The 20,961-nt window shown below is 69.2% G+C and carries 27 protein-coding genes; 14 read left to right on the top strand and 13 right to left on the bottom strand.

Features of this window, described 5'->3' with window-relative positions:
• Window positions 1-116: 116 nt before the first annotated feature.
• Window positions 117-1,337: a hypothetical protein gene (locus tag ITI46_RS05140; protein ID WP_209238174.1), complete on the top strand. Its 1,221-nt coding sequence runs from the start codon at window positions 117-119 to the stop codon at window positions 1,335-1,337.
• 282 nt (window positions 1,338-1,619) lie between these two features.
• Here ITI46_RS05140 and ITI46_RS05135 read toward each other — a convergent pair whose 3' ends face one another.
• On the bottom strand, window positions 1,620-2,009 hold the full coding sequence (locus ITI46_RS05135) for a nuclear transport factor 2 family protein (RefSeq protein WP_209238173.1): 390 nt from the start codon (window positions 2,007-2,009) through the stop codon (window positions 1,620-1,622).
• Window positions 2,010-2,089: 80 nt separating this feature from the next.
• Between ITI46_RS05135 and ITI46_RS05130 the strand changes: the two genes are divergently transcribed.
• The 3 genes from ITI46_RS05130 (at window position 2,090) to ITI46_RS34565 (ending at window position 3,616) form a co-directional block, all read left to right on the top strand.
• Window positions 2,090-2,890, top strand: coding sequence for a helix-turn-helix domain-containing protein (locus ITI46_RS05130; RefSeq protein WP_443742832.1), 801 nt, complete (start codon window positions 2,090-2,092; stop codon window positions 2,888-2,890).
• Between the two features lie 9 nt (window positions 2,891-2,899).
• A complete protein-coding gene (locus ITI46_RS05125) occupies window positions 2,900-3,181 on the top strand; it encodes a hypothetical protein (RefSeq protein ID WP_209238197.1) in 282 nt (93 codons plus the stop codon).
• Between the two features lie 150 nt (window positions 3,182-3,331).
• Complete coding sequence (locus ITI46_RS34565; protein WP_247745494.1) at window positions 3,332-3,616, top strand: tyrosine-type recombinase/integrase; 285 nt, start codon at window positions 3,332-3,334, stop codon at window positions 3,614-3,616.
• Here ITI46_RS34565 and ITI46_RS35390 read toward each other — a convergent pair.
• From ITI46_RS35390 to ITI46_RS05080, 9 genes are all read right to left on the bottom strand, one after another.
• Window positions 3,576-4,052: a protein kinase domain-containing protein gene (locus ITI46_RS35390; RefSeq protein WP_307808063.1), complete on the bottom strand. Its 477-nt coding sequence runs from the start codon at window positions 4,050-4,052 to the stop codon at window positions 3,576-3,578. The genes ITI46_RS34565 and ITI46_RS35390 overlap by 41 nt on opposite strands.
• The gene (locus ITI46_RS35385; RefSeq protein WP_280634716.1) at window positions 4,049-4,513 is read right to left on the bottom strand and encodes a serine/threonine-protein kinase; all 465 of its coding nucleotides are present in this window, start codon (window positions 4,511-4,513) and stop codon (window positions 4,049-4,051) included. Before ITI46_RS35385 ends, ITI46_RS35390 begins: the two co-directional genes overlap by 4 nt.
• 482 nt (window positions 4,514-4,995) lie before the next feature.
• On the bottom strand, window positions 4,996-5,769 hold the full coding sequence (locus ITI46_RS05110; protein ID WP_209238172.1) for a hypothetical protein: 774 nt from the start codon (window positions 5,767-5,769) through the stop codon (window positions 4,996-4,998).
• Window positions 5,770-6,163: 394 nt separating this feature from the next.
• Window positions 6,164-7,207 carry an LLM class flavin-dependent oxidoreductase gene (locus tag ITI46_RS05105; RefSeq protein ID WP_209238171.1) on the bottom strand — a complete coding sequence of 348 codons (1,044 nt, stop codon included), beginning with the start codon at window positions 7,205-7,207 and terminating at the stop codon, window positions 6,164-6,166.
• Window positions 7,204-7,341 carry a hypothetical protein gene (locus tag ITI46_RS05100; RefSeq protein ID WP_209238170.1) on the bottom strand — a complete coding sequence of 46 codons (138 nt, stop codon included), beginning with the start codon at window positions 7,339-7,341 and terminating at the stop codon, window positions 7,204-7,206. The genes ITI46_RS05105 and ITI46_RS05100 overlap by 4 nt, the downstream gene beginning before the upstream one ends.
• Before the next feature lie 5 nt (window positions 7,342-7,346).
• Complete coding sequence (locus ITI46_RS05095; RefSeq protein WP_209238169.1) at window positions 7,347-8,834, bottom strand: aldehyde dehydrogenase; 1,488 nt, start codon at window positions 8,832-8,834, stop codon at window positions 7,347-7,349.
• Window positions 8,827-9,558: an alpha/beta fold hydrolase gene (locus ITI46_RS05090; protein WP_209238168.1), complete on the bottom strand. Its 732-nt coding sequence runs from the start codon at window positions 9,556-9,558 to the stop codon at window positions 8,827-8,829. The genes ITI46_RS05095 and ITI46_RS05090 overlap by 8 nt, the downstream gene beginning before the upstream one ends.
• Before the next feature lie 5 nt (window positions 9,559-9,563).
• Window positions 9,564-10,115: an amino acid synthesis family protein gene (locus ITI46_RS05085; RefSeq protein WP_209238167.1), complete on the bottom strand. Its 552-nt coding sequence runs from the start codon at window positions 10,113-10,115 to the stop codon at window positions 9,564-9,566.
• Window positions 10,112-10,741, bottom strand: coding sequence for an amino acid synthesis family protein (locus ITI46_RS05080; RefSeq protein WP_209238166.1), 630 nt, complete (start codon window positions 10,739-10,741; stop codon window positions 10,112-10,114). Before ITI46_RS05080 ends, ITI46_RS05085 begins: the two co-directional genes overlap by 4 nt.
• 278 nt (window positions 10,742-11,019) lie before the next feature.
• On the opposite strand from ITI46_RS05080, the gene ITI46_RS05075 reads away from it, so the two are divergent.
• Genes ITI46_RS05075 through ITI46_RS05060 form a run of 4 tightly spaced genes read left to right on the top strand, consistent with a single transcriptional unit; the run spans window position 11,020 to window position 14,328 of the window.
• A complete protein-coding gene (locus ITI46_RS05075) occupies window positions 11,020-12,621 on the top strand; it encodes a BCCT family transporter (RefSeq protein ID WP_209238165.1) in 1,602 nt (533 codons plus the stop codon).
• Entirely contained in the window at window positions 12,608-13,033 is a 426-nt protein-coding gene (locus ITI46_RS05070) for an ester cyclase (protein WP_209238164.1), read from the top strand. Before ITI46_RS05075 ends, ITI46_RS05070 begins: the two co-directional genes overlap by 14 nt.
• Before the next feature lie 51 nt (window positions 13,034-13,084).
• Complete coding sequence (locus ITI46_RS05065; RefSeq protein WP_209238163.1) at window positions 13,085-13,603, top strand: flavin reductase family protein; 519 nt, start codon at window positions 13,085-13,087, stop codon at window positions 13,601-13,603.
• A gap of 20 nt (window positions 13,604-13,623) precedes the next feature.
• Complete coding sequence (locus tag ITI46_RS05060; RefSeq protein ID WP_372451846.1) at window positions 13,624-14,328, top strand: GntR family transcriptional regulator; 705 nt, start codon at window positions 13,624-13,626, stop codon at window positions 14,326-14,328.
• A 42-nt stretch (window positions 14,329-14,370) separates the two neighbouring features.
• Here ITI46_RS05060 and ITI46_RS05055 read toward each other — a convergent pair whose 3' ends face one another.
• On the bottom strand, window positions 14,371-15,132 hold the full coding sequence (locus ITI46_RS05055; protein WP_209238162.1) for a hypothetical protein: 762 nt from the start codon (window positions 15,130-15,132) through the stop codon (window positions 14,371-14,373).
• 443 nt (window positions 15,133-15,575) lie between these two features.
• Here ITI46_RS05055 and ITI46_RS05050 point away from each other — a divergent pair, with 443 nt between their 5' ends.
• Window positions 15,576-15,968: a carboxymuconolactone decarboxylase family protein gene (locus ITI46_RS05050; protein ID WP_209238161.1), complete on the top strand. Its 393-nt coding sequence runs from the start codon at window positions 15,576-15,578 to the stop codon at window positions 15,966-15,968.
• Between the two features lie 4 nt (window positions 15,969-15,972).
• Complete coding sequence (locus tag ITI46_RS05045) at window positions 15,973-16,188, top strand: hypothetical protein (RefSeq protein ID WP_209238160.1); 216 nt, start codon at window positions 15,973-15,975, stop codon at window positions 16,186-16,188.
• Window positions 16,189-16,247: 59 nt separating this feature from the next.
• On the opposite strand, the gene ITI46_RS05040 is transcribed toward ITI46_RS05045, so the two are convergent.
• Window positions 16,248-16,703 carry a VOC family protein gene (locus ITI46_RS05040; protein ID WP_247745493.1) on the bottom strand — a complete coding sequence of 152 codons (456 nt, stop codon included), beginning with the start codon at window positions 16,701-16,703 and terminating at the stop codon, window positions 16,248-16,250.
• Between the two features lie 179 nt (window positions 16,704-16,882).
• On the opposite strand from ITI46_RS05040, the gene ITI46_RS05035 reads away from it, so the two are divergent.
• Window positions 16,883-18,193 (top strand): MFS transporter, encoded by a 1,311-nt coding sequence (locus ITI46_RS05035; protein ID WP_209238158.1) that lies wholly within the window; start codon window positions 16,883-16,885, stop codon window positions 18,191-18,193.
• A 14-nt stretch (window positions 18,194-18,207) separates the two neighbouring features.
• Window positions 18,208-18,867 carry a helix-turn-helix domain-containing protein gene (locus ITI46_RS05030; RefSeq protein ID WP_209238157.1) on the top strand — a complete coding sequence of 220 codons (660 nt, stop codon included), beginning with the start codon at window positions 18,208-18,210 and terminating at the stop codon, window positions 18,865-18,867.
• Between the two features lie 49 nt (window positions 18,868-18,916).
• On the opposite strand, the gene ITI46_RS05025 is transcribed toward ITI46_RS05030, so the two are convergent.
• Window positions 18,917-19,501 (bottom strand): hypothetical protein, encoded by a 585-nt coding sequence (locus ITI46_RS05025; RefSeq protein WP_209238156.1) that lies wholly within the window; start codon window positions 19,499-19,501, stop codon window positions 18,917-18,919.
• A gap of 279 nt (window positions 19,502-19,780) precedes the next feature.
• On the opposite strand from ITI46_RS05025, the gene ITI46_RS05020 reads away from it, so the two are divergent.
• Together ITI46_RS05020 and ITI46_RS05015 are read left to right on the top strand one after the other, a co-directional pair.
• A complete protein-coding gene (locus ITI46_RS05020) occupies window positions 19,781-20,533 on the top strand; it encodes a GntR family transcriptional regulator (RefSeq protein WP_209238155.1) in 753 nt (250 codons plus the stop codon).
• A gap of 119 nt (window positions 20,534-20,652) precedes the next feature.
• Entirely contained in the window at window positions 20,653-20,895 is a 243-nt protein-coding gene (locus ITI46_RS05015) for an SPOR domain-containing protein (RefSeq protein WP_247745492.1), read from the top strand.
• Window positions 20,896-20,961 lie beyond the last annotated feature (66 nt).

Here is a 20,961-nt window from a genome sequence, read left to right as displayed (position 1 = left end):
CGGCGCGGTTGAACGGGGACGTTTCCAGATTCGTTGGCCCACCGATGCCTGTCCCTGCCAGCTTCCGGCGACAACCGAGGGGTACGTGCCATCCATTGACAGGGAGGAATCCGCAGATGCCCACCGACCACTTCGGCGTCCGCGTACTGGGTGTCGACCCGACCGAACAGCGCGCTTGTTTCCGAGTGTTCTTCGTCGGCGACAACGACCTGGATCCGGGTGCGGAGGTACTGCCAGACGACGCCGGCTTCTTCCTGCGCGTACTGTGGGAGAGCGCAAGCGGGGTGCATAGTCACCACGGTCCATTGGCGGACCTGATCGGCGCCGACCTGGTGCATGACGACGCGTGGGTGGCCGCCCACACCCCGTTGTTCGTCGCGGAGTACGCGCGACTGACCACCCACCGGCATCCGCTCGACGAGGATTCCTTCGTCGATGCAGCGATTTCCATCCCCGCCCGCGACTGCTGGCAGGACGAGGACGAACTGCCCGGGGCGATTACGAGATACGCGTCACCGACGCGCGCTGGCTTACTTCCCTCCGCCGCGGCCAGAACTGGGGCACCTCCATGGAATCCCCGGCGTGGACCGTCGATGCCTCGGCGGAGGATGCCGAAGCCCGCTACGCCCAACGGGCCGACGGCGCGGGCCGACGGGCGTACGAGGCGGCCCTGCTGCTGGGCTACGTGCGCGAGCGGCGCGGCGGACCTCGCCGCCGAGGCGTACGAGCGGGCTTTCGCGGTGGCGCCCGACCTGGAGAGCGAGGCGAGGGCGCTGCTGTTCGAGCTCGATCTGTTGGCCGCGCGGGGCGGCGACTCCATGGACGCGGTCTTCAGATACCGGCACGCTCTGGAGTGCACCGGGGAGCGGATTCGGGGGCGCGACACGCTGGGCATCGCCGACCTTGTACGGGACATGGGCCATCCCGAGATGGCCAACGGCCCGTACGGGGCCGCCGAACTGCTGCACGCGCGCGCGGGATTGCGGATCGGCTCACTGCTCGCGGACCTGGGCGCCGAGGAGGAGTTCGCGCGTAACGCACTCGCCTCCGCCGAGATGCACGGGGATCCCGGCATGGTGCAGGAGGCCCGTCGGCTGGGCGGAGCGGAGACTCCGGGCGAGCGCGGCTATCGGCTGTACGGCGTGGGCACCGAGGAGCAGGCGCGGCAGGCACTGCTCGACGCCTACGGGTCGGCCGCCGTCGCCGACTTCGGACTCACCCTGTACGACCAGGAGTTCGCGCGCACCGAGGGCCTGTACGGACCGAGGTTCGCCCGCGCCGGGGAATGCCACGCGGCACTCACCGAGCCCGCCGAGCTGTCCGCGGCGGGGAGTTGAGGCCCCCGTACGCTCACCAGTGAAGAGACTGGTTACCTGGTCACGCCGCAGTCGGCGAGCGTTCCAACGCACCTTTTGGTGGCTTGGTGGTGAGCCACACCCGGGCGTCGCGTTGGTACTCCTCGCAGGGGCGATGAGGACGCGGTCGAAACCCGGGACTACGGGAAGTCCAATGGATGCGGCTCTTCTGGAGGAGCCCGGTGGGCTGGGCGGATACCTTCATCCTGGAGAAGGAGTTGCACCCATTCGCTTGTCGTTCGTCGGCGGAAGCGACAGGACCGGTCAGCGCTCAGCAGGCTCCCACCACACCAGATTGGCGGCTGCCTGGGCCACCGGCTCGATGATCTCCCATCCTTCGGCGATCAGCGCATTGTCGATCCGCCAGATATCGACGACCGCGATCTCCGGCCCGTCATCGGGGAGCCGTCGCCGCGAGTGCATCACGACGTGATCGCCGTCGGCCAGCAGGTGGTGGACGTCGACCCGCATATCGGCGAGCGGGATGAGCGCCGTCTGTATGGCGGCGAGCCATTCCGCTTTGTTCGAGGAGGTTGAGTCGGGCCTGTGATGGACGAAGTCATCGCTCAGCAACGGTTCGAGTGCGTCGACGTCGCCCGTCTGGATCAGTTCCGCCAGCGCCCGTTGAACGATGCTCTTGTTGTCTGTGGTCATGGACGCAGTGTTTCCGCGGTCGCAACGGTTGTCGATGAAGTCGGATTTCATGGCGTGCGGCTTCTCGATGAGTACTCTCGATGACCATGCATACGGTTGGGGAGCTGTTGCGGCAGTGGCGGCATCGCCGACGACTCAGCCAACTCGATCTTGCGATCGCGGCCGACGTCTCGGCTCGTCACGTCAGCCTGGTCGAGACGGGCAAGTCCAATCCGAGCGCCGACATGGTCCAGCGGCTCGCGGAGCAGCTCGATGTGCCGTTGCGTGAGCGCAACCGGATGCTGCTCGCGGCCGGCTTCGCACCCCGGTACGCCGAGCGGCCACTTGATGATGACGCGCTGTCGGCGGCCCGGGACGCGGTCGAGAGGGTGCTGCGCGCGCATGAGCCGTACCCGGCGGTGGCCTTCGATCGCCGGTGGAACATCGTGATGACCAACTGCGCGGTCGAGCCGTTCTTCGCGGAGGTCGATCCCGACCTGCTACGGCCGCCGATCAACCTGGTGCGGCTGGGACTGGACCCGCGCGGGTTCGCTCCTCTGGTCGTCAACCTGGCCGATGTGCGTGTGATGTTCCGCTCCCGAATCAGGCGTCAGCTCGCCGTTGCTCCCGACGCTGAGCTCACCGCGCTCTATGAGGAACTGCTGGAGCCCAATTCGGAGGACATGTCGAGCCGATCGGTCGAATCCGATGTCGTGATCCCGATGATCCTTCGCTTCGACGGACGAGAGCTGCGGCTGTTCTCGACCATCACCACATTCGGTACCCCGGTGGACATCACCCTGGACGAGGTCGCGATCGAGTCCTACTACCCGGCGGACGCGGAGAGCGCTGCCTACTTCGAGGAGTCCAACGGTGATGTTCGAACAGCTGCCTGTCCCTGATCTCCTGCCATGACGGTGGAGGAGGCGGTGTCGATGGTGTCGTTGATCGAGGAGTTGGAGGCGCGGGAGGCGGCTGCCCGGGTGCGGGTGGAGGAGCTTGAGTCCCACATCGCGGAGTTGACGGTACGGCTGGAGGTCGAGCGGGAGACGTGGTCTCGGTTGGCACCGCACGGAGCTGCCCAACGTCCGGAACACCTCCCCTACGGTGAAGTGCCGTTGGGAATCGTCGGCCAGCACCTGGGCCACCGGGGCCCGCAGTTCTCCGGGCCGTGCCTTCCCGGTGGAAGTTGATACACCGCGCCGAAGGCGACCACCGCGACATCCTCACCCCGCTCTTTCTCGTCGAAGAGATCGACCACCACCTCAACCAATGGGGCACCCACCTCTATCCCGTCCGGCATCGAGGTCCTCTTCGCGCCCCGCGAGCGCGGCAAGGGCGCCATGCCCACCGCGAACACCTACGGCTACCACTTCCGCAAGGCCGTCAAAGCCGCAGGCATCACCTGCCCCGACGGGAAGCCGAAGTACGCCCCGCACAGCCTCCGCCGCTTCTTCGCTGCCACCGCCCTGGCCGCCGGCATCCCCATCCACGAGGTCTCCCACTGGCGCGGCCACAAAACCATCAAAACCACCGTCGACGTCTACGGCCACCTCATCCCCGCCTCCTGGGACCGCTGCCGGACCGTCATGCACCAAGCCCTACGCCCGAACACCCCCACGCCGTAACAGGTGTGCGTGCCTGGACCAGTCCGGCAACCGGGTCGGGCATCCAGCCGGGCTCGGCCGGCAGCGCGGCGGCGGCCGTCGCACTGTTCTCCGCCGAGGTGAGCCGGTCGAGGAGATCGGCGACCTTGGGGCGCTGGTCAGGGGCTTTGGCCAGACAGGCGGAGACGACTTCACGCAGTTCGGGTGGGAGGGCGTCAAGGCGGGGCGGTTCGTGCACAGTGCGGTAATGCAGGGCGTGCGCGGTGCCGGTGCCGAACGGGGCGGTACCTGTGGCGGTGTACACCAAAACGGCGCTGAGGGCGAAGACGTCACTCGCCGGGCCGGCGTCCTGGTCGGTGAGCTGCTCGGGGGACATGAAGCCGGGAGTGCCGATCGCCATGCCGGTGCGGTTCATGGCGCTGGCATCGCCGGCCGTCGAGATACCGAAGTCGATCACCTCGGACCGTCAGTGGCCAGCAGGATGTTGGAGGGCTTCAAGTCGCGATGGACCACCCCGGCGGCATGAACGGCATCCAGAGCTTCGGCCAGCCCTGCGCCCAGGACGAGCACCGGCCGGGGCGGCCAGGGCCCGTGGCCGGTGATCGCCTGACCGAGGGAGGCGCCGGGGACGTACACAGTGGCCAGCCATGGCGGGGAGCCGTCCGCGTCAGCGTCCACCACCCCGGCGGTGAAGGCCCCGCTGACCCGTCGGGCCGCGGTCACCTCGCGGGCGAAGCGGCGCCTGAACTCACCGTCCCGGGCCAGCCCGGGGTGCACCGTTTTCACGGCGACCGGACGTCCGCTGGGCGAGCGCGCCAGGTACACCTGGCCCATGCCACCCGCGCCGAGCCGGGCCAGGATCAGGTAGCGCCCCACCCGGCGCGGGTCTGCCGGCTCCAGATCCTCGAACACTGCCATTCACGCCCCTCCCCCGACGGCCGCTGCTGTGGGCACCATGAGCCTTCCCACTCCCTCACCAGGCGTGGCCGGTACCAGCCGATCCGGCTGAGCGACCTTATCGGTCAGGCAACGGTCCACGGTCCAGCTGCTTCTCCAACTCCTCTGCTGTCACCACAGCTTGGGACGACCCGGTCTCTGGAGGACCTGAGCTGCGGGATCGCCGGGAAGGCGTTACCGAGGGCTCGCCGTCCGTGGGCCGGGGAGGGCGGGTCCACAGCCCCCTCCAGCGCCGACCAGGCCGAGCAGGAGGGCGCTGACGGCGGCGATGGCCACCACGATGACGAGCGAACCGTGTCGCTCGTGGCGGGCCGCGAGGTGTTTCCCGTATCGAGAGGACCGCGACAGTGGCGCAGGCCATCGCCGATTCGGGGGCCCTTGTGAGCCCGGATTCAGCAAAACCAGTGGGGAGGGTGAGGCCGCAACGAGGGATGGGGGCTGGTTCAGGGTTTGTCGACCTTCACGAGTTCGAGTTCGTCCTTCTCACCCTTGACTGTGGCCTCGCGGACGGAACCGACGCCCTTGGCGTAGAACTTGTGCTCCACCAGATTGGGTTCGAGCGGGGAGTCGTCCCTGGTCTTGAGTACGTTGTGGAAGGTGCCGTAGGGGACCGACACCCTGGCATTCGTGCTCAGGACCTCGGCGCGGTCCTCGGCGACGCCCTTGGCGTGTTCTTGGCGGTACTTGTCGCCCGGCTTCGGGTGGGCCTCCATGACGATCCCCGGACTGGCGCCCTTCTTTCCCGCTTCCCAGGACCCTTCGGTGCTGATGACCTTGCCGTTCTTGACGGTCCTGGAATCCTCACCGAAGTACCAGACGTTGCCCGCGCGGTCCTGGGCGTACCAGTCGGAGGTGACCTCGACGACCTTGCCCAGCTCGGTGGCGGTGTCCCGGACGACGACGGCTCGGACGCCGAGGATCTTCCGGGTCCGGTGGGTCACCTCGACCAGGTCTTCCTGCGGGCCGTCCTTGGTCAGACCCTTGTAGTGGAGCTTCGTGCCCGGCACGAGCGGAAGGTAGGGGTTGTCGATCTTCTTGACGAAGTCGGCAGGGTCCACCTTCGCGGGCTTCCCGACGGGAGCCGCGCGCCCGTTCCCGTTCCCGCTGCCGCTGCCGTGCTGGTCGTCGCTGTCGGCGCACGCGCTCGCCGCCAGTGCGACGACCAGCGCCAGGGAAACCCGGGACAGCCTGCGAGGGCGTACTGCTGTACGGGGCATTGTTCCTCCCGGGGCACAGGTCCGGCTGTCGTGCCGACGCTATGCGTGATCCGGCGGGAGCGAGAGTTCACGGTGCCGTTCGGGTGACCGCAAGTTCTTCCAGGAGCCAGTCCAGCGCCAGACGGGCCGGTGCCCGAGGCTCTGCCGGGCCCTGCCACACGACTTCCTGACCGAAGCGTGTCCGCCCGGGCACGATCACGCCTTCCCCGCCAGCCACAGACCGTCGCCATCGCAGCCACAGACCGTCGCCATCGCAGCCACAGCACCGTCGCCACCGCAGCCGCGCCGCCGTCCTCTTCGTCGGCAGACGCCTGGCCGCGCTCTTCGGCAGGAGCGGCCGGGGCAACAGGCAGCGGGTGGACGTTCGGCGGAGGGTGCCGTTCAGCTGAGCCGTTCAGTGGAAGGCCGGCACCACCTCCTTGGTGAACAGTTCGAGGGACTTGCGCTTCTCCTCGTGCGGCAGGCTGTTGTCGATCCAGAAGCTGTACTCGTCGATGCCCAGCGCTTCGTAGCGGCGCAGCCGCTCGATGAGTTCGTCCGGGGTGCCGATCATCGCGGTCTGGTGCAGTGACTCCGGCTCGAACTCCGGACGGCCCTCGAACTTTGCGGCCGGGCTCGGGTCGAGGAAGCCGTTCTCGGGAGTGCGGTCGTTGCCGAACCAGGCGTCGAAGGTGCGGTAGTAGCGCTGGATCGCCTCGGCTGCCGGGCGCCAGCCGTCCGGGTCCTCCGGGCTGTGCACGTGGGTGTGCCGCAGCACCATGAGCTCGGGCCTGGGCACCTCGGGGTGGTTGCGGACCGCGGTCTCGAACTTGCCGACGAGGTTCTCGACCTCCTCGATGCCCTTCATCAGGGGAGTGACCATGACGTTGCACCCGTTGGCGACGGCGAAGTCGTGGGAGTCGGGGTCACGCGCGGCGATCCACATCGGCGGGGTCGGCTGCTGCACGGGCTTGGGCACACTGGTGGACGTGGGGAACTGCCAGATGTCCCCGTTGTGGGCGTAGTCGCCCTGCCAGAGGGCACGGACTGCCGGCACCAACTCGCGCAGGTGCTTGCCTCCGTCGGCCGCACGCAGACCACCGGCCATCCGGTCGAACTCGAATTGGTGGGCGCCGCGTGCCAGCCCGATCTCTGCCCGGCCACCGCTGATCACATCCAGCAGTGCGGTCTCGCCGGCAGCACGGACCGGGTGCCAGAAGGGTGCGACGATCGTGCCGGCGCCGAGCCGGATGGTCGAGGTGCGCGCTGCCAGGTAGGCGAGCTGTGGCATGGGGCTGGGGGAGGCCACGTACTCCATGGAGTGGTGCTCACCGATCCACACGGTTCCGAAGCCGCCCGCTTCGGCGATCTGCGTGAGTTCGGTGAGGTTCTCGAACTGCTGGGCGGGGCGCACGCTCTCGTCCCAGCGTTCCATGTGCACGAACAAGGAAAATCTCACGGTTGCTCCTCAGGTGCGGTGTTGGGGGCCGGCCGGGCGGCGGTGCGGCCGTCCCGCTGTCCGGTGGTGGGGGCGGCTTCGCTCATGGCATGCGCCGCGTCGGTCTCGGCGGGGGTGATGTCGGCCTGTGGCATGCCGGTCAGCCCCGCATCACGAAGGGGTCGGCCACGGGCTCTTCGCTGGTGTTGATCCAGACGCTCTTGAGCCGGGTGTACTCCTTCATCGTCTCGGTGCCGTGCTCGACCCCGACGCCGCTGGACTTGAAGCCCTGACGTGGGGACATCGGCGACATGGCCCGGTAGGTGTTGACCCACACGGTCCCCGCGTCGAGGCGCGCGGCCATCCGGTGGGCGCGGGCCAGGTTCGAGGTCCACACCCCTGCCGCGAGGCCGTAGTCGGTGTCGTTCGCGAGGCGGATGACTTCCTCCTCGGTCTCGAACGGCATGACCGTGAGGACCGGGCCGAAGATCTCCTCCCGGACGACGCGCATGCCGTTGTCCACGTCGACCAGGATGGTGGGCTCGTAGAAGTAGCCGCCGAGGCCGCCGTCCGAGGGGCGGCCACCTGTCAGAACGCGGGCGCCCTCGCTGCGCCCCAGTTCGACGTATCCGGCGACCTTGTCCCGCTGGCCCTCGAAGGCCAGGGGGCCGAGCTCGGTGCTCTCCTCCATCGGGTCGCCCATACGGATGCGTTCGGCCCGCTCGGACACGCGCTGGAGAAGCTCGTCGTAGACGGAGCGGTGGGCGAACATCCGGCTGCCGGCGATACAGGTCTGGCCCGCGGCGGCGAAGATACCGGCGACCACTCCCATGGCGGCGTTGGCGATGTTCGCGTCCTCGAACACGATGTTGGGCGACTTGCCGCCCAGCTCGAGCGTCGCCCCGATGAACCGCCCGGCCGCGGCAGCGGCGATACGGGATCCGGTGGCGGTGCTTCCGGTGAACGAGATCTTCGCGAGGTGACGGTGGCCGACGAGGGCTTGCCCCGCCTCGCCCCCGAAGCCGGTGACGACGTTGACCGCGCCCGGCGGAAAGCCCGCCTCCAGCGCGAGTTCGGCGAGCCGCAGCAGCGCGGCCGAGGTGTGCTCGGAGGGCTTGACCACCACGGTGTTCCCCGCGCACAGCGCGGGAGCCAGCTTGCTGCTGGTCAGCGTCATCGGAGAGTTCCACGGGGTGATGGCGCCCACCACGCCGAGCGGCTCGCGGCTCGTGTAGTTCAGCACGCTCCGGTCCGAGGTCGGAACGACCTCACCGTGGATCTTGTCGGCCAGCCCGGCGTAGTAATAGTAGTACTCGGGCAGGGCGGCCAACTGCCCTCGCATCTCGCGCAGCAGCTTGCCGTTGTCCTGCGTCTCCATGCGCGCGAGGTCCGCCGCGTTCTCCGCGATCAGATCACCGAGCCGGCGCAGGAGGCGTCCGCGTCCGGACTGGCTCAGATCGCGCCATCGCGGGTCTTCGAACGTCTTCTTCGCCGCGGCCACCGCTCGCCCGATGTCGGCGGCATCACCGCGCGCTGCCCGGTAGAGCGGCCGGCGCGTTGCCGGGTTCGTGCTCTCGAAATAGTCCCCGGAGGCGGGCTCGACCTGCTCGCCGCCGATGAAGTGGTTCAGCTTCTTGAGATCAGCCATGGGTGTTGTCCCTGATGAGGGTGGTGACGCAGTCGACGAGGGGTTCGGGGCTCTGGACGGGGAGCATGTGACGCGCCCCGGGGACGATCACGGCCCGGCAGTTCGGCAGTGTGGCGGCGAGCCGCCGGCTCATCGCGGGTGTCGACCCCGGGTCGTTCTCACCGGTGACCGCCACGGCGGGTGCGGTGATCCGGTGCAGCTCGGGGCCGAGAGCGGCGTCTGCGGTCGCGAACACGCGGTAGCAGGTGAGGAAGGACTCCACGTCGTTGGCGCGCAGAGTCGCCTCCGTGCGGCGTACCCACTCCGCCGGGACGTCGGTGTCCGCGTACCACCGCCGCAGCGACGCGGCGGTTGCGGTCCCGAAGTCGGCCCGTGCGGCATCGAGGCGTTCGAGGACTTTCTCCCGCTCCGCCGGCGTACGCCGGCACACCGAGCTGACCGAGGTCAGCGTCGAGACGAGGTCCGGCCGGTGGAGTGCCAGGTGCTGGGCCACGAGGGCGCCGAGGGAGAAGCCGACGAGGTGGGACCGCTCAGGGATCTCGGCCGCGACGCCGTGCGCCAGGTCCTCGAGAGTGGTGCCCGCCCGAGCCGGCTGGTTCCGGCCGTGTCCGGGGAGGTCGGGCGTCACCAGATGGCAGCGGTCGGCCAGGAGTTCGACGACGGGCTCCCACATCGTGTGGTCGAGCCCGACGCCGTGCAGCAGCACGAGAGTCGGCTTCCTCATGTGCGCTACCGCTCGGTCGAGAGGTCCGCCAGCCGCTGCTGGGGCCGCCCCTGCGCGGCGGCGGCCAGCCCGATGACGATCTCGTCAGGGTGCGGCGCGTCGGCGATCCGGACCTCGACGGACTGGTGGTGGGAGCGGATCGTCGCGTCGGTGATGTGCTTGAGCGGGATGTCGAACACGACACCGGCCGGGCCCCGCTTCTCGACGGCGGGCAGCAGCGTGCCGGCCTGCGCGGCCTTGCGGAAGTGGTCACCGAACCTGAGGGTGTGGATGAGCGCGGAGCCGTGCTCGATCTCGCCGTCGAGGCCGACGATCGCGGCCTTGCCGTACGCCTCGGCGGGGGCTCCCAGCGCTTCGAGCACCGCCGGCGCGAGCAGCGCGCCGAGGTCCGAGGCGTTCGCTTCGATCCCCGGGGCGAGGTCTTCGACGAAGCCCTGGCCCGCCCACGGGTTCTCGATCACCGCCGCGACGACGGCGACGGTGGCCGGCGGGCTGACCGCGCGGCCGCCCTCGGCCCGGATCTCCTCGATGACGGTGACCATCTTGCGGACGTTCATGACGGTGATTCCTCCAGGGTCCGGCTGGTGACGACCGGGTCGGTCCTGCGGTCTCCGATGCGGGAGTGCGGGCGGGGTCCTGTGGACGCTGCGGCGATGACGACGATCTCGTCGGCCCGTGGCGCGTCGGGGACTCGAGCGCTGACGGTCTGGTAGTGGCTGCGCGTCGCGGCGTGTGTCTTGTGCCAGAGCGGCACGGTCAACGAGTCACCTGCCTCGCCCCGTGCGTCGGCGAAGCAGATGATCGACTCACCGTCCAGCAGCTCGCGGACCAGATTGCCGAAGAACGGCGTGTGGATGAGCGCTCCCGCGTGCTCGATCTCCCCGGCGGTGCCGACGACCGCGGCCTTTCCGAAAGCCTCGATCCGGTCCACCCCGCCGAGCACCTTCGCAAGCCGGTCACAGAGCAGCTTCGCCAGTACGGGCCCGATCCGCTCCTGGCCTGCGGAGAGATCGGCGAGTGGCGCTGCGCCGCTCCACGGATTCCGGATGACGGCGGCCACGCTGGCGCGTTGGGCCGGCCGGGCCGGAGCCATGCCGGCCTCGGTGACGACGACGTCCCGGTACGTCACCAGCTTGCGTAGTCCGATCCGCTCAGCGGAGGGATCGGCAGGAGTTTCTTGCATGGCAGAGACCGTAGGTATCCATGTTGCTGGGGTCAAGGGAGGTGCGGGCTTACCGCTCCGCACAGCGGAGACCTGACTCCTGAGGCGGTCTGACATTACTTGGCTGACCTGTGTATTTGCCGGTGCTGTGAGTGAGTGGACGGCCGGATTCCATGCGCGACCCTTGACATGGCTGCTGTGGCCTGACTTACGGTCTCTTGCATGCCAGCGGCCCGATGAGAGCCAGCTTGTATGCCAGTGCGGGCCCGGCCTGAGCGGCATCCGATTCGAGGAGTGCTATGTCCGGACAACTTCAACGCCCCCGGAGAGTCGGTGAGCGCCCCCGGGGAGTCGGTGAACTCGGCTCCGTCTTCTGGACATCGGTCGGTGTTGCCGCGGTCTTCGTCGCCTGGGCGGCCCTCTTCACCAAGAACCTCAACCGTGTCACGGCGGCCTCGCTGAACTGGGTCACCTCGTCGTTCGGCTGGAGCTATCTGGTTGTCACCCTGGGCATTCTGATCTTCCTGGTGTTCCTGGCGTTCAGCCCCGCGGGCAGACTCCGGCTCGGCAAGGACACCGACAGGCCGGAGTTCTCCACCCCGGCCTGGCTGGCGATGCTCCTCGGCGCCGTAATGGGCATCGGCCTGGTCTCCTACGGCGTCGCCGAGCCCATCTCGCACTTGGCCACGCCACCGCACGGCCTCGCCGAACCGAACACCCATGAGGCCGCGGTCCGCGCGCTCCAGTACTCCTACTTCGACTGGGGCCTGCACGCCTGGGCCGTCTTCGCCGTCTTCGGGCTCGCAATCGCCTACTCGACGTACCGCAAGGGCCGCCGCCCTCTGGTGAGTCAGCTGTTCACGCCGTTCCTCGGCGACAAGGTCAACGGGCCGATCGGCAAGGCGATCGACATCCTCGCCGTCTTCGCGACGCTCTTCGGCACGGCAACGTCTCTGGGTCTGGGGGCGCTTCAGATCAACAACGGAGTGGGACGGCTCTTCGGCGTGCCCGTCAACTCCGTCGTCCAGGTGCTGATCATCGCGGCCATCACCGCCGTCTTCACCCTGTCGGCCGTCACCGGCATCAGCAAGGGCATCAAGCTGCTGAGCTACACCAGCAGCGCCCTGTCGATCGCGATGTTCGTCTTCATGGTGATCGTCGGCCCCACGGTCTTCCTCATCAACCTCTACGTCGAGTCAATCGGCGTATGGGCCAGTGATTTCTTCCGGATGAGCCTGCAAGGGACAGCTTTCGGCGGGCTGGAGTGGATGCAGCTGTGGACCTACTTCATGCTGGCGTGGTGGGTCTCGTGGGGCGCTTTCGTCGGAATCTTCCTCGCCCGTATCTCCCGCGGCCGCACCATCCGCGGATTCGTCCTGGGGGTTCTGCTGGTTCCGAGCCTGGCCTTCTTCACCTGGTTCGCGGTGTTCGGCGGCGCGGCCATCCATGTGGACATGTTCCAGGGCGGGGACATCGCCAAGCAGACGGCGGCGGACTTCGGCAACGCCTTCTTCGCCACCCTTGAGCACTTCCCGCTGTCCGGGGTCACATCGGTGATGGCCGTCCTGCTCGCCGTGATCTTCTTTGTGACAAGCGCGGACTCCAACACCTATGTGCTGGGGTCGATGACATCCAACGGCTCACTCACACCGCGCCGTTCGGTGCTCGTCCTCTGGGGGATCCTCACCGGCGTCACCGCGGTCGCACTGATGCTCGCCGGCGGTCTCAGCGCCCTTCAGAACACCGTGATCGTCACCTCGCTGCCCTTCTTGCTCATCATCGCCTGCCTCGCGGTGTCCTTCTGGAAGGAGCTGGCATCGGACTGGCGACACGGAGCCCCAGCCTCCGCCGAGCGAGACAGGACTCCCGACCCGAAGGAGAAGGCCGATGCCGCACGCTGAGTCCCGACGCACACTTATCAAGAACGTCTGGGAAGCCACCTGGAACCAGGGCGACGTCGATGCCCTCGACCACCTCCTCAGCAGCGACTACCTCCGCCACGGCGGCGAGCCGCACCCGCAGGACCTGCGCACGTTCAAGGCGTCGATCCTCACCACCCGTTCCGCCTTCCCCGATCTGTCCACCGTGCTGGACGACGTCGTCATCGAGGGCGACCGGGCCGCCGTCCGCTGGCACAGCACGGGCAGCCACGAAGGCACCCTCATGGGCGTCCCCGCCACGAAGCGGCGCGTGGAGGTCGGCGGCGCGACCTTCGCGCGGTTCGACGGGGACTGCATCGTCGAGGAATTCGTGACGTGGGACCCCCGGGCCCTGCTGTCGGCGCTCGGCATCATCAGCGTCGGGCAGGACTGACCAGCAAGCCGCCATGACCAGTGACCCAGCACAGCGACAAGGAGCACTCTGATGCCCGTGCTTCCGGCGAAGCCCGACACCGGCCTGATGAAGCAGGTCAACCGGCAGTTCGTCACCGGCGTCACCGTGGTGACCGCACTGGACGGCGACACTCCGCGGGGGCTGGCGGTCAACGCCTTCTCCAGCATCTCGCTGGACCCGCCGACGGTCATGGTGTGCGTCCAGCGCACCTCCGTCACCCACGACTGCCTGTTCAGGACGGATCACCTCGCGATCAACGTCCTGTCGACCGAGCAACTCGACGTGGTCACCGGCTTCGCGTCCAAGTCCGACGACAAGTTCCAAGGCATCGACTGGACCGCCGGCCCCTTCGGAAGTCCGCTGCTCGCGCGCAGCAGCGCGCAGATGGAGACCGAGATCCGGGAACGTCTCCAGGCCAGCACACACACGGTCTTCATCTGCCGGGTGGTGCACGCCTCCGTCACGGACAGCGACCCCCTGGTCTACACCGCCGGTAAGTTCTTCGACGGCGGGGCGCTTCCGCCTCTGGGAGGATCAGCCACCGGATGAGATACCAAGGAGCCGGCTCAGTGACTGAAGCAACGGGCGGATCGGCCAGCAGCTCCATCCAGGCCACGGTCATCGCCGAGATGCGCGGGCGCATCATCAGCGGTGAGATCGAACCGGGCCGCCCTCTCTCGGAGCTCGCCCTGGCCGAGGAGTTCGGCGTCAGCCGCACACCGGTCCGCGAAGCGCTCAAACAGCTGCAGACCGAGGGGCTGGTCGAGATCAGGCCCCGGGTGGGCACCTTCGTCACCACTCCCTCGCGGCGCGAGCTCACGGAACTCTTCGAGATGAAGGAGCTGCTCGAGGGAGCCGCCGCCCGGCTGCTGGCCCAGCGCGGCCGGGTGCCCGAAATCGACCGCCTGCAGGAGAACCTCAAGGAGGCCGACGCGGCCGTGGCTCGCGACGACCGCGAACGCTATGCGGAGCTGGTCGGGGAGTTCCACGATCTGCTGATCACCGGCGCCGACAACAACAAACTCGAAGCGCACTACCGGATGCTGATGAACCAACTGGCCTACTCCCGGCTGGTGAAGACCTCGCTGAGCCGGCCCGGCCGGCCTCTGCAGTCCGACCGGGAGCACCACTTGGTCGTCGAGCTGATCACCGAGAAGGACGGCGACAGCGCGGAACAGGTGATGCGGGAACACGTCCGGGCCAGCCGCCGCGCCCTCATGGCCGGCCTGCCAACCCCGGGAGCGCAGCCGTCGGACGGCAAGGAAGGTGCCTGATCGTCGCAGCGCGTTGGAACCACCCCGCCGACGAGCAGCGCCTCAACGGCCGAGCGCTTGCCGCAGGGTGAGACCGTGCCGGGTTTTGAGGCGCCGTAGTTCCCACAGGCTCACCGCTGTGACCGACAGCGGACCGCCGAAGACCGCCGCGATACGCACCGACGCGGGGACGCCGTCGTAGGTGTTCGAAACCAGGTCGGAGATCGCGAGTTCCCAGACCAGGACGATCGCGATGATCGGGGGCAGGACCTCGTGAATGTCGGCGGTGCGGAACACATGCACCAGAGCCAAGGCGGCACCGTAGAACACGAAGACGAGACCCCACACCATCACGAGGGCGAGGAAGACTTCGTACATGAGCCGCATGTAGTCGGCCCTGGACGGATCCTCGGGCATCTGCCCGAAGGGGCCGCCGGTCAGGACGCCGGAGGTGGCCAGAACGAAGTACAGAAGCGTGCCGCACAGAGCCAGCAGCGCCCCGAGCGGCTTCAGCGCCCGGCGCAGATACAGGCGCCGGGTATGCGGGCGGCTTCCGACGATGAACACGCCGACGACGACCGGGAACGTGGCGGCCAGCAGGGTCGCCGACATCACGACCTGGTCGGCCCGCTGCATGGCCAACGATTTGGCGTCCGAGGCGATTTGGTACGACACCAGGATCCACACCATCGCGGCGAGACCGACCACCATGCGCAGGACCTGGATCTTGAGCACCGCCGGATCCTCCACCCGGTCCGGCCGCGACGGCTTGCACACCTGGCGTCCGACCGCGATCGGATTGAGCAGCCGGAGCGCCCGCCGCATCCGCGACGGCGGCCGCGGTGGCCGGGGCTGCGGCCCCCAGCCCGGCTGCGGAGGTCCAGGCGGCGGCCCCCAACCCGGCTGCGGTGGCCCAGGTCGCGGCCCCCAGCCCGGCTGCGGTGGCCCGGGCGGCGGCCCCCAACCCGGCTGCCGACCACCGCCGTACGGTCCCCACGGACCCTGTCCAGTGCTCATCGACGTCCCCCGAATTGGCACCACTGAAATTGTGGACCACGACGATACGCCGTCGGCGCCCGTGGTCGGGGCGGTTGCCCGGGTTCGCTGACGAGGAGGACCACAGGCGGCAGCCCACGGTCGGAATTTCGCTGCGGCGTGTAGCGGAAGCCCCCGCTGTGCCGCAGTGGTTCCGTCTTGCAGGGGGTGAGGCGGCGCGTCTAGCCTGCTAATAGGGCAAATCCGGCCAAAACCGGGAGGAAGTGGTGACGATGGCCGGCCGTAGCCGCGCCGAAGTGGAGGCTGAGATCAAGGAAACCCTGGGTCTCGTTCCGCATTTCTTCGGGGCCATTCCCGATGATCTCCTGGACGCCGAGTGGGAGGTCTTCAAGAAGCTGGAACTCGGCGAGACGCTGATCCCGAACAAGTACAAGGAGCTGATCGGGATCGCGCTGCACTCCGAGACGAAGTGCCGTTACTGCACCCTCTTCCACACCGAGGCGGCGAAGCTCTTCGGGGCAACTGACGAGGAGATCCAGGAGGCGGTGCACTACGCGAAGTCCAGCCTGGGCTGGAGCGCATACCTGAACGGCATGCGCGAGGACTACGACGACTTCGCGCGCGAGATGAGCGAGGTCAAGGACTACCTGTCGGCGAAGGGCTGACCTGATGCAGCTGGAGTGGGCTCGCCCCGGAGTGCTGCGCGCGACCGCGCACATTTACGAGTTCTCGGCGCTGGTGGCCGCCGCCCGCCATGTGGCCGAGTCCGCTCCGCCGGGCATTCCGGCCGAGGCGCTGGACGGCCTGCGGAAGGTCCTTGCCGACTACGACGCGCAGGCGGAACAGCTGAGGGAAGACGCCCCCGCCGAGCCGCGACGGCGGTGACGTCGCGGGGATCGGGCCAGGTCCGACGACGGTCGGCGGCCGGGGACGGCGGTCGGTGATCACGGGTGCTGCGGCGCGGCGGTCTGGCCGAAGACCCACGGGGCCAGGACGACCAGCCAGCCGTCGGGGTCCTCGAAGAGGGTCGCCCCGTGGTCGGGCCAGTAGGGGTTGGCCGCGGGGACGGGGCGGTGGCCGCAGGAGCTGAGGTGAGTAACCGCGCGGTCGTGCGCGGCCCGGTCCGTCAGGTAGAGGACCAGTTGGTTCTCCGGGTGCGGGGCCGGGATGCGGGGCGGGTCGCCGTGCTGGGTGAGCTCCATGTGGACGGGTGTGCCGGGCAGGCCGAGGACGATCCCGTCGTAGCCCGCGTGGTCGCGCCACTCGGCGAGTACGGGCAGGCCCAGGTCGTCGCGGTAGAACGCGCGTACGGCCTCGAAGCGCGCGGTCGGGCGGGCGAAGCGGACCGCGCCGACGGACAGGTGTTCCGGCCAGTGGTGGGGGAGTGGGCTGCTGCTCATCGGGCTGCTCATCTCCTGGGGCCGCTCATCGGGCTGCTCATGGGGCCACGGTGGCACGGGTGAGGGGTGCTGATCCTCAGGCGTACGGCGGAGGACGTCTCCGACTTCCAGACCAGGACCGCCGCTGACCCTCAAAGAAATGTTTGACGGTGGGGTTATCCGTACCGCACACTCGCCCCGTGACTCCTCCTGCCTCCCCCTCTCCCGACGGCGTCGGCCGTGCCGAACTCCGCGGCATCCTGCGCCGCCGCGGCTTCCGGGAGCTCGCGCTGGGCCGGGCGCTGACGTTCTTCGGCAACTCCATGGCGCCGGTGGTCCTCGCGTTCGCCGTGCTCGACCTGGGTGGCTCCGCGGTTGATGTGGGGCTCGTCGTCGGGGCCAGGTCGGTCAGCAACGTGGTGCTGCTGCTGTTCGGCGGATTGCTGGCCGACCGGCTGCCCCGGGCGCTGGTGCTCCAAGGTGCCGCCCTCTCCGCCGCGCTGGTGCAGAGCGGCGTCGGGCTCGCGGTGCTGCTGGACCGCGCGCCGCTGGGCGTACTGCTGGTGCTCAGCGTGGTGCAGGGCGCCGGGGCGGCCGTCTCCATACCGGCCTCAGCGGCGCTGGTACCGCTCACCGTGCCGCCCGGCGAGCTGCGTCCTGCCAACGCGCTGTCCCGGATGGGCGTCAACACCGGGATGATCGCGGGGACTTCGCTGGGCGGGCTGCTCGCCGCCGTCGCCGGGCCCGGGTGGGGGATGGTGCTCGACGGAGCGGCGTTCCTGGGCGCCGCGCTCGCCTACCGCCTCGCCGGGCGTGAGCTTCTGCGACGGGACGCCGGCGCGGAGCCCGGCGCCCCCGCCCGGCCGGTGCGCCCCTGGCGGGAACTGCGCGAGGGCTGGAGGGAGTTCGTGTCCCGCACCTGGGTGTGGGTGGTGGTGCTCCAGTTCTTCGTGGTGAACGCCGTCTCGGCAGGCGGCATCCAGGTGCTGGGGCCGACGGTCGCCGACGCGACGTTCGGCCGTACCGCCTGGGGCTTCGTCCTGGGTACCCAGATGGCCGGGGCGCTGATCGGTGGCCTGCTGGTGGCACGCTCCCGTTCGCGGCACGCGCTGCGGATCGGTGTCGCCGTCGTGGCGCTGGACGCGCTGCCGCTGCTCGCCCTGGCGCAGTCGGCCGATCTAGCGCTCCTGCTGGCGGCGATGTTCGTGAACGGCATCGCCATCGAACAGTTCAGCGTCGCCTGGGATCTCTCCCTCCAGGAGAACGTTCCGCAGGACAAACTGGCCCGCGTCTACTCCTACGACGCGCTCGGCTCCACCCTCGCCCTCCCGCTGGGCGAGATGGCCGCCGGGCCGCTGGCGGAACGCTTCGGGCTGCGCCCGACGCTGCTGTGCGGGGTCGTGCTCGTCGCGCTGGTGACGGTTGGTGCCCTGTACAGCAGTCAGGTGCGGGGGCTGACGACGGGGGAGCCGGTGCGGGGCAGGGGAACTCCGGAAGGCGCCGGCGCTTGAGGCAGACTGGCCGGGTGCCCGCACCCCGCTCCACCGGCTCGTCCGGTCGCCCCGGCCCCGGCCCCTCCGCGGCTTCCGACTCCACCAATCCCTCCAGCTCCGCCAGCCCCTCCAGCTCCGCCAATCCTTCCGGCTCCTCCCACACCTCCGCCGCCTCCGTCGCGGATCTGCGGGTGCTCGCGCATCCGCTGCGGCTGCAGCTGCTCTCGCTGCTGACCGGGCAGGCGTACAGCGCGGCCGAGGCGGCGCGGGTGCTCGGCCAGTCGCAGGCCAACGTCAGCTATCACCTGCGCAGACTGCACTCGGCCGGACTGGTCGAGGCGGTCGGCGAGGTGACCGTACGCGGCGGTACGGCCAAGCGGTACCGTCACGATCCGGACAGCGGCGAACTCCTGGGGCGAGGCGTTCCGCAGGGCGTCGACGCCTACCTCGCTCTCGCCGGCGCGCTGGGCGAGGAGCTGCGGCGGCGTACGGCGCAGCGGGACACCGCCGTACGGGGCGAGATGACGGACGCCGAGGTGTGGCTGGACCCCGAGGTGTGGGCCCGCGTCCGCGAGCGCGCCAAGGAGTTGGGCGAGGACCTGCACCGGCACGCCCTCCCGCCGGGCACGGAGGGTGCCGTGCGGGTGAGCGCCACCATGGTGCTGTTCGCGATGCGGGCGGCGGAGGGCTGAGCCGGCGCCCGGCCGGGCCGCGAGAGGGGTAGGCCGCTCGCCGGCATACCTACCGGTCGGGATCCTCGCTGAGGAACTCGGCAACCAGCTCAGGCGGGTTGGCCGCCTCGGTGAGGGAGAACATCGCGTCCGGGTCGAACATGTTGTAGAGCAGCACGGGCACGGGCCGTCCCAGGGCGCGTACGAGGTGGCCTTCGGCATGGAGGTGCCGCGCCGTGTCGACGCACAGCTCGTGGAAACGGGTGCAGAGGAGCTCCTCCCGCTCGTCCTGTACGTGCTCGGGGTCGTCGTCCTCGTACCAGAGGCCCTCCGCGCGCAGTTCCTGCCGGTGCAACTCGGTACCGCGCGGGTCGTGTTCCTCGTGGTCCCCGATGACGCGGACGCCCTCCAGCCCCGAGGGCGGGAAGTAGGCGTAGTTCCAGCGGGCCTCCCAGGGCTCCGGCGCGCTCGGCCCCGCGAGCAGCCGGGCCACTTCCTCCTCCGTGTTGTAGCCGAGGGCGAGATAGTGGAACCGGCAGTCATCAATGACGCTGTCGATTCGGAACGTGACCGCGTAGACGGTGGATTCCGGCCGACGGGGAAATTCCGCCAGGGCGCTCGCCGTCATCTGCCTCAAGTGCTGCCGGAACGTCATCGAGCGCTCTCCGGGGGCTGTGGTGGCTGGACATCGGGGACGCGGATCGTGGTGTGCATGTGTTCCAAGTGGCTTATGGGGCGGAACTTTAGCGGCCCGCCCGCACGCGGGTGGATGGGCCGGGCGTGCAGCGCCTGAGCAGGTGCTCATCACATCGGGTGAAACTTTGGCCGATTGTTGCGGTCAACAACACTCTGTTGCCAAGCTGTTGCTGACCGTCAGCATCATTCAGCACCAGTCGGCTTCCCTCAGCAGCTGGCCGAAACGGGGAGGGCACACGTGCCATTCGGTGAGCAGCCCGCGTATCTGCGTGTGGCCTCGGATCTCCGCAAGAAGATCGCGGACGGCTCCCTGCCGCCGCACGCCCGCCTCCCCTCGCAGGCCCGCATCCGTGAGGAGTACGGAGTCTCCGACACGGTCGCCCTGGAGGCGCGCAAGGTGCTGATGGCGGAGGGGCTGGTGGAGGGCCGCTCCGGTTCCGGTACGTATGTGCGCGAGCTGCCGGCCGCGCGCCGGGTCTCGCGTACGGGCTACCGCTCGCTCGGCGAGTGCACCCCTTTCCGCCAGGAGCAGTCCGATGAGCGGGTGCGCGGCACCTGGGAGTCGCACAGCGAGCAGGAGGACGCCTCGGCCGACATCGCGGAGCGGCTGTTCATCGAGCGGGGGGACCGGGTGATGCGGACCCGCTATGTCTTCCACGCCGACGGCGCTCCGGTGATGCTCTCCACGTCCTGGGAACCGCTCGCGGTGACGGGACGGACGCCGGTGATGCTCCCGGAGGAGGGCCCGCTGGGCGGCCGGGGGGTGGTCGAGCGCATGGCGGCGATCGACCTGGTGGTGGACAACGTCGCCGAGGAGGTCGGCAGCCGCCCCGGCCGTGCCGAGGAGATGACGGCGCTGGGCGGCGTCCCGGGCCACGCGGTGCTGGTCATCGCGCGTACGTACTTCGCGGGCAAGCGGCCTGTGGAGACGGCAGACGTGGTGGTGCCCGCCGACCGCTTCAAGCTGGCGTACCACCTTCCGGTGAAGTAGCGACCGCGGCACCGCGGCGTCGGCTCACCGTCAGAGAGGGGCGAACATCTGGCCGAAAAAATTCGCCCCATGTGCAAAGCCGAATGCGGTGAGTGAAGGCCGGGCGTAAGCTCCGGCATATGCGAAGTGCGAGCGGCGACAGTGACGCGGTGCTGCCCTGGCAGCTCATCCGCCAGGACTGCCACGGCAACCGCTACCGCGTCGGCAGCTATCCGACCCGGGCCGAGGCGCAGCGTCTCGCCGAAAGGCTGGGCGAACAGGGCGAGGGGTATCTGGTGGAGCACTGCGACCGGCTGGCGGTGCACGGGGAGCGGCAGGGCCGTGCGCCACACGGGGAGCACGCGGAGGACGGTCACGTCTGACGCGGCCATCCCCCGCGCGCGGCGACGCCTCGTGTGAGCCCGACGCTCCGTGTGTGCCCGATCGCG

The sequence above is a fragment of the Streptomyces oryzae genome, from assembly GCF_017676365.1.
GTDB classification, from domain to species: domain Bacteria; phylum Actinomycetota; class Actinomycetes; order Streptomycetales; family Streptomycetaceae; genus Streptomyces; species Streptomyces oryzae.
The sequence above is the reverse complement of the archived record's forward strand: the minus strand, read 5'-3'. Positions and strand labels throughout refer to the sequence as shown.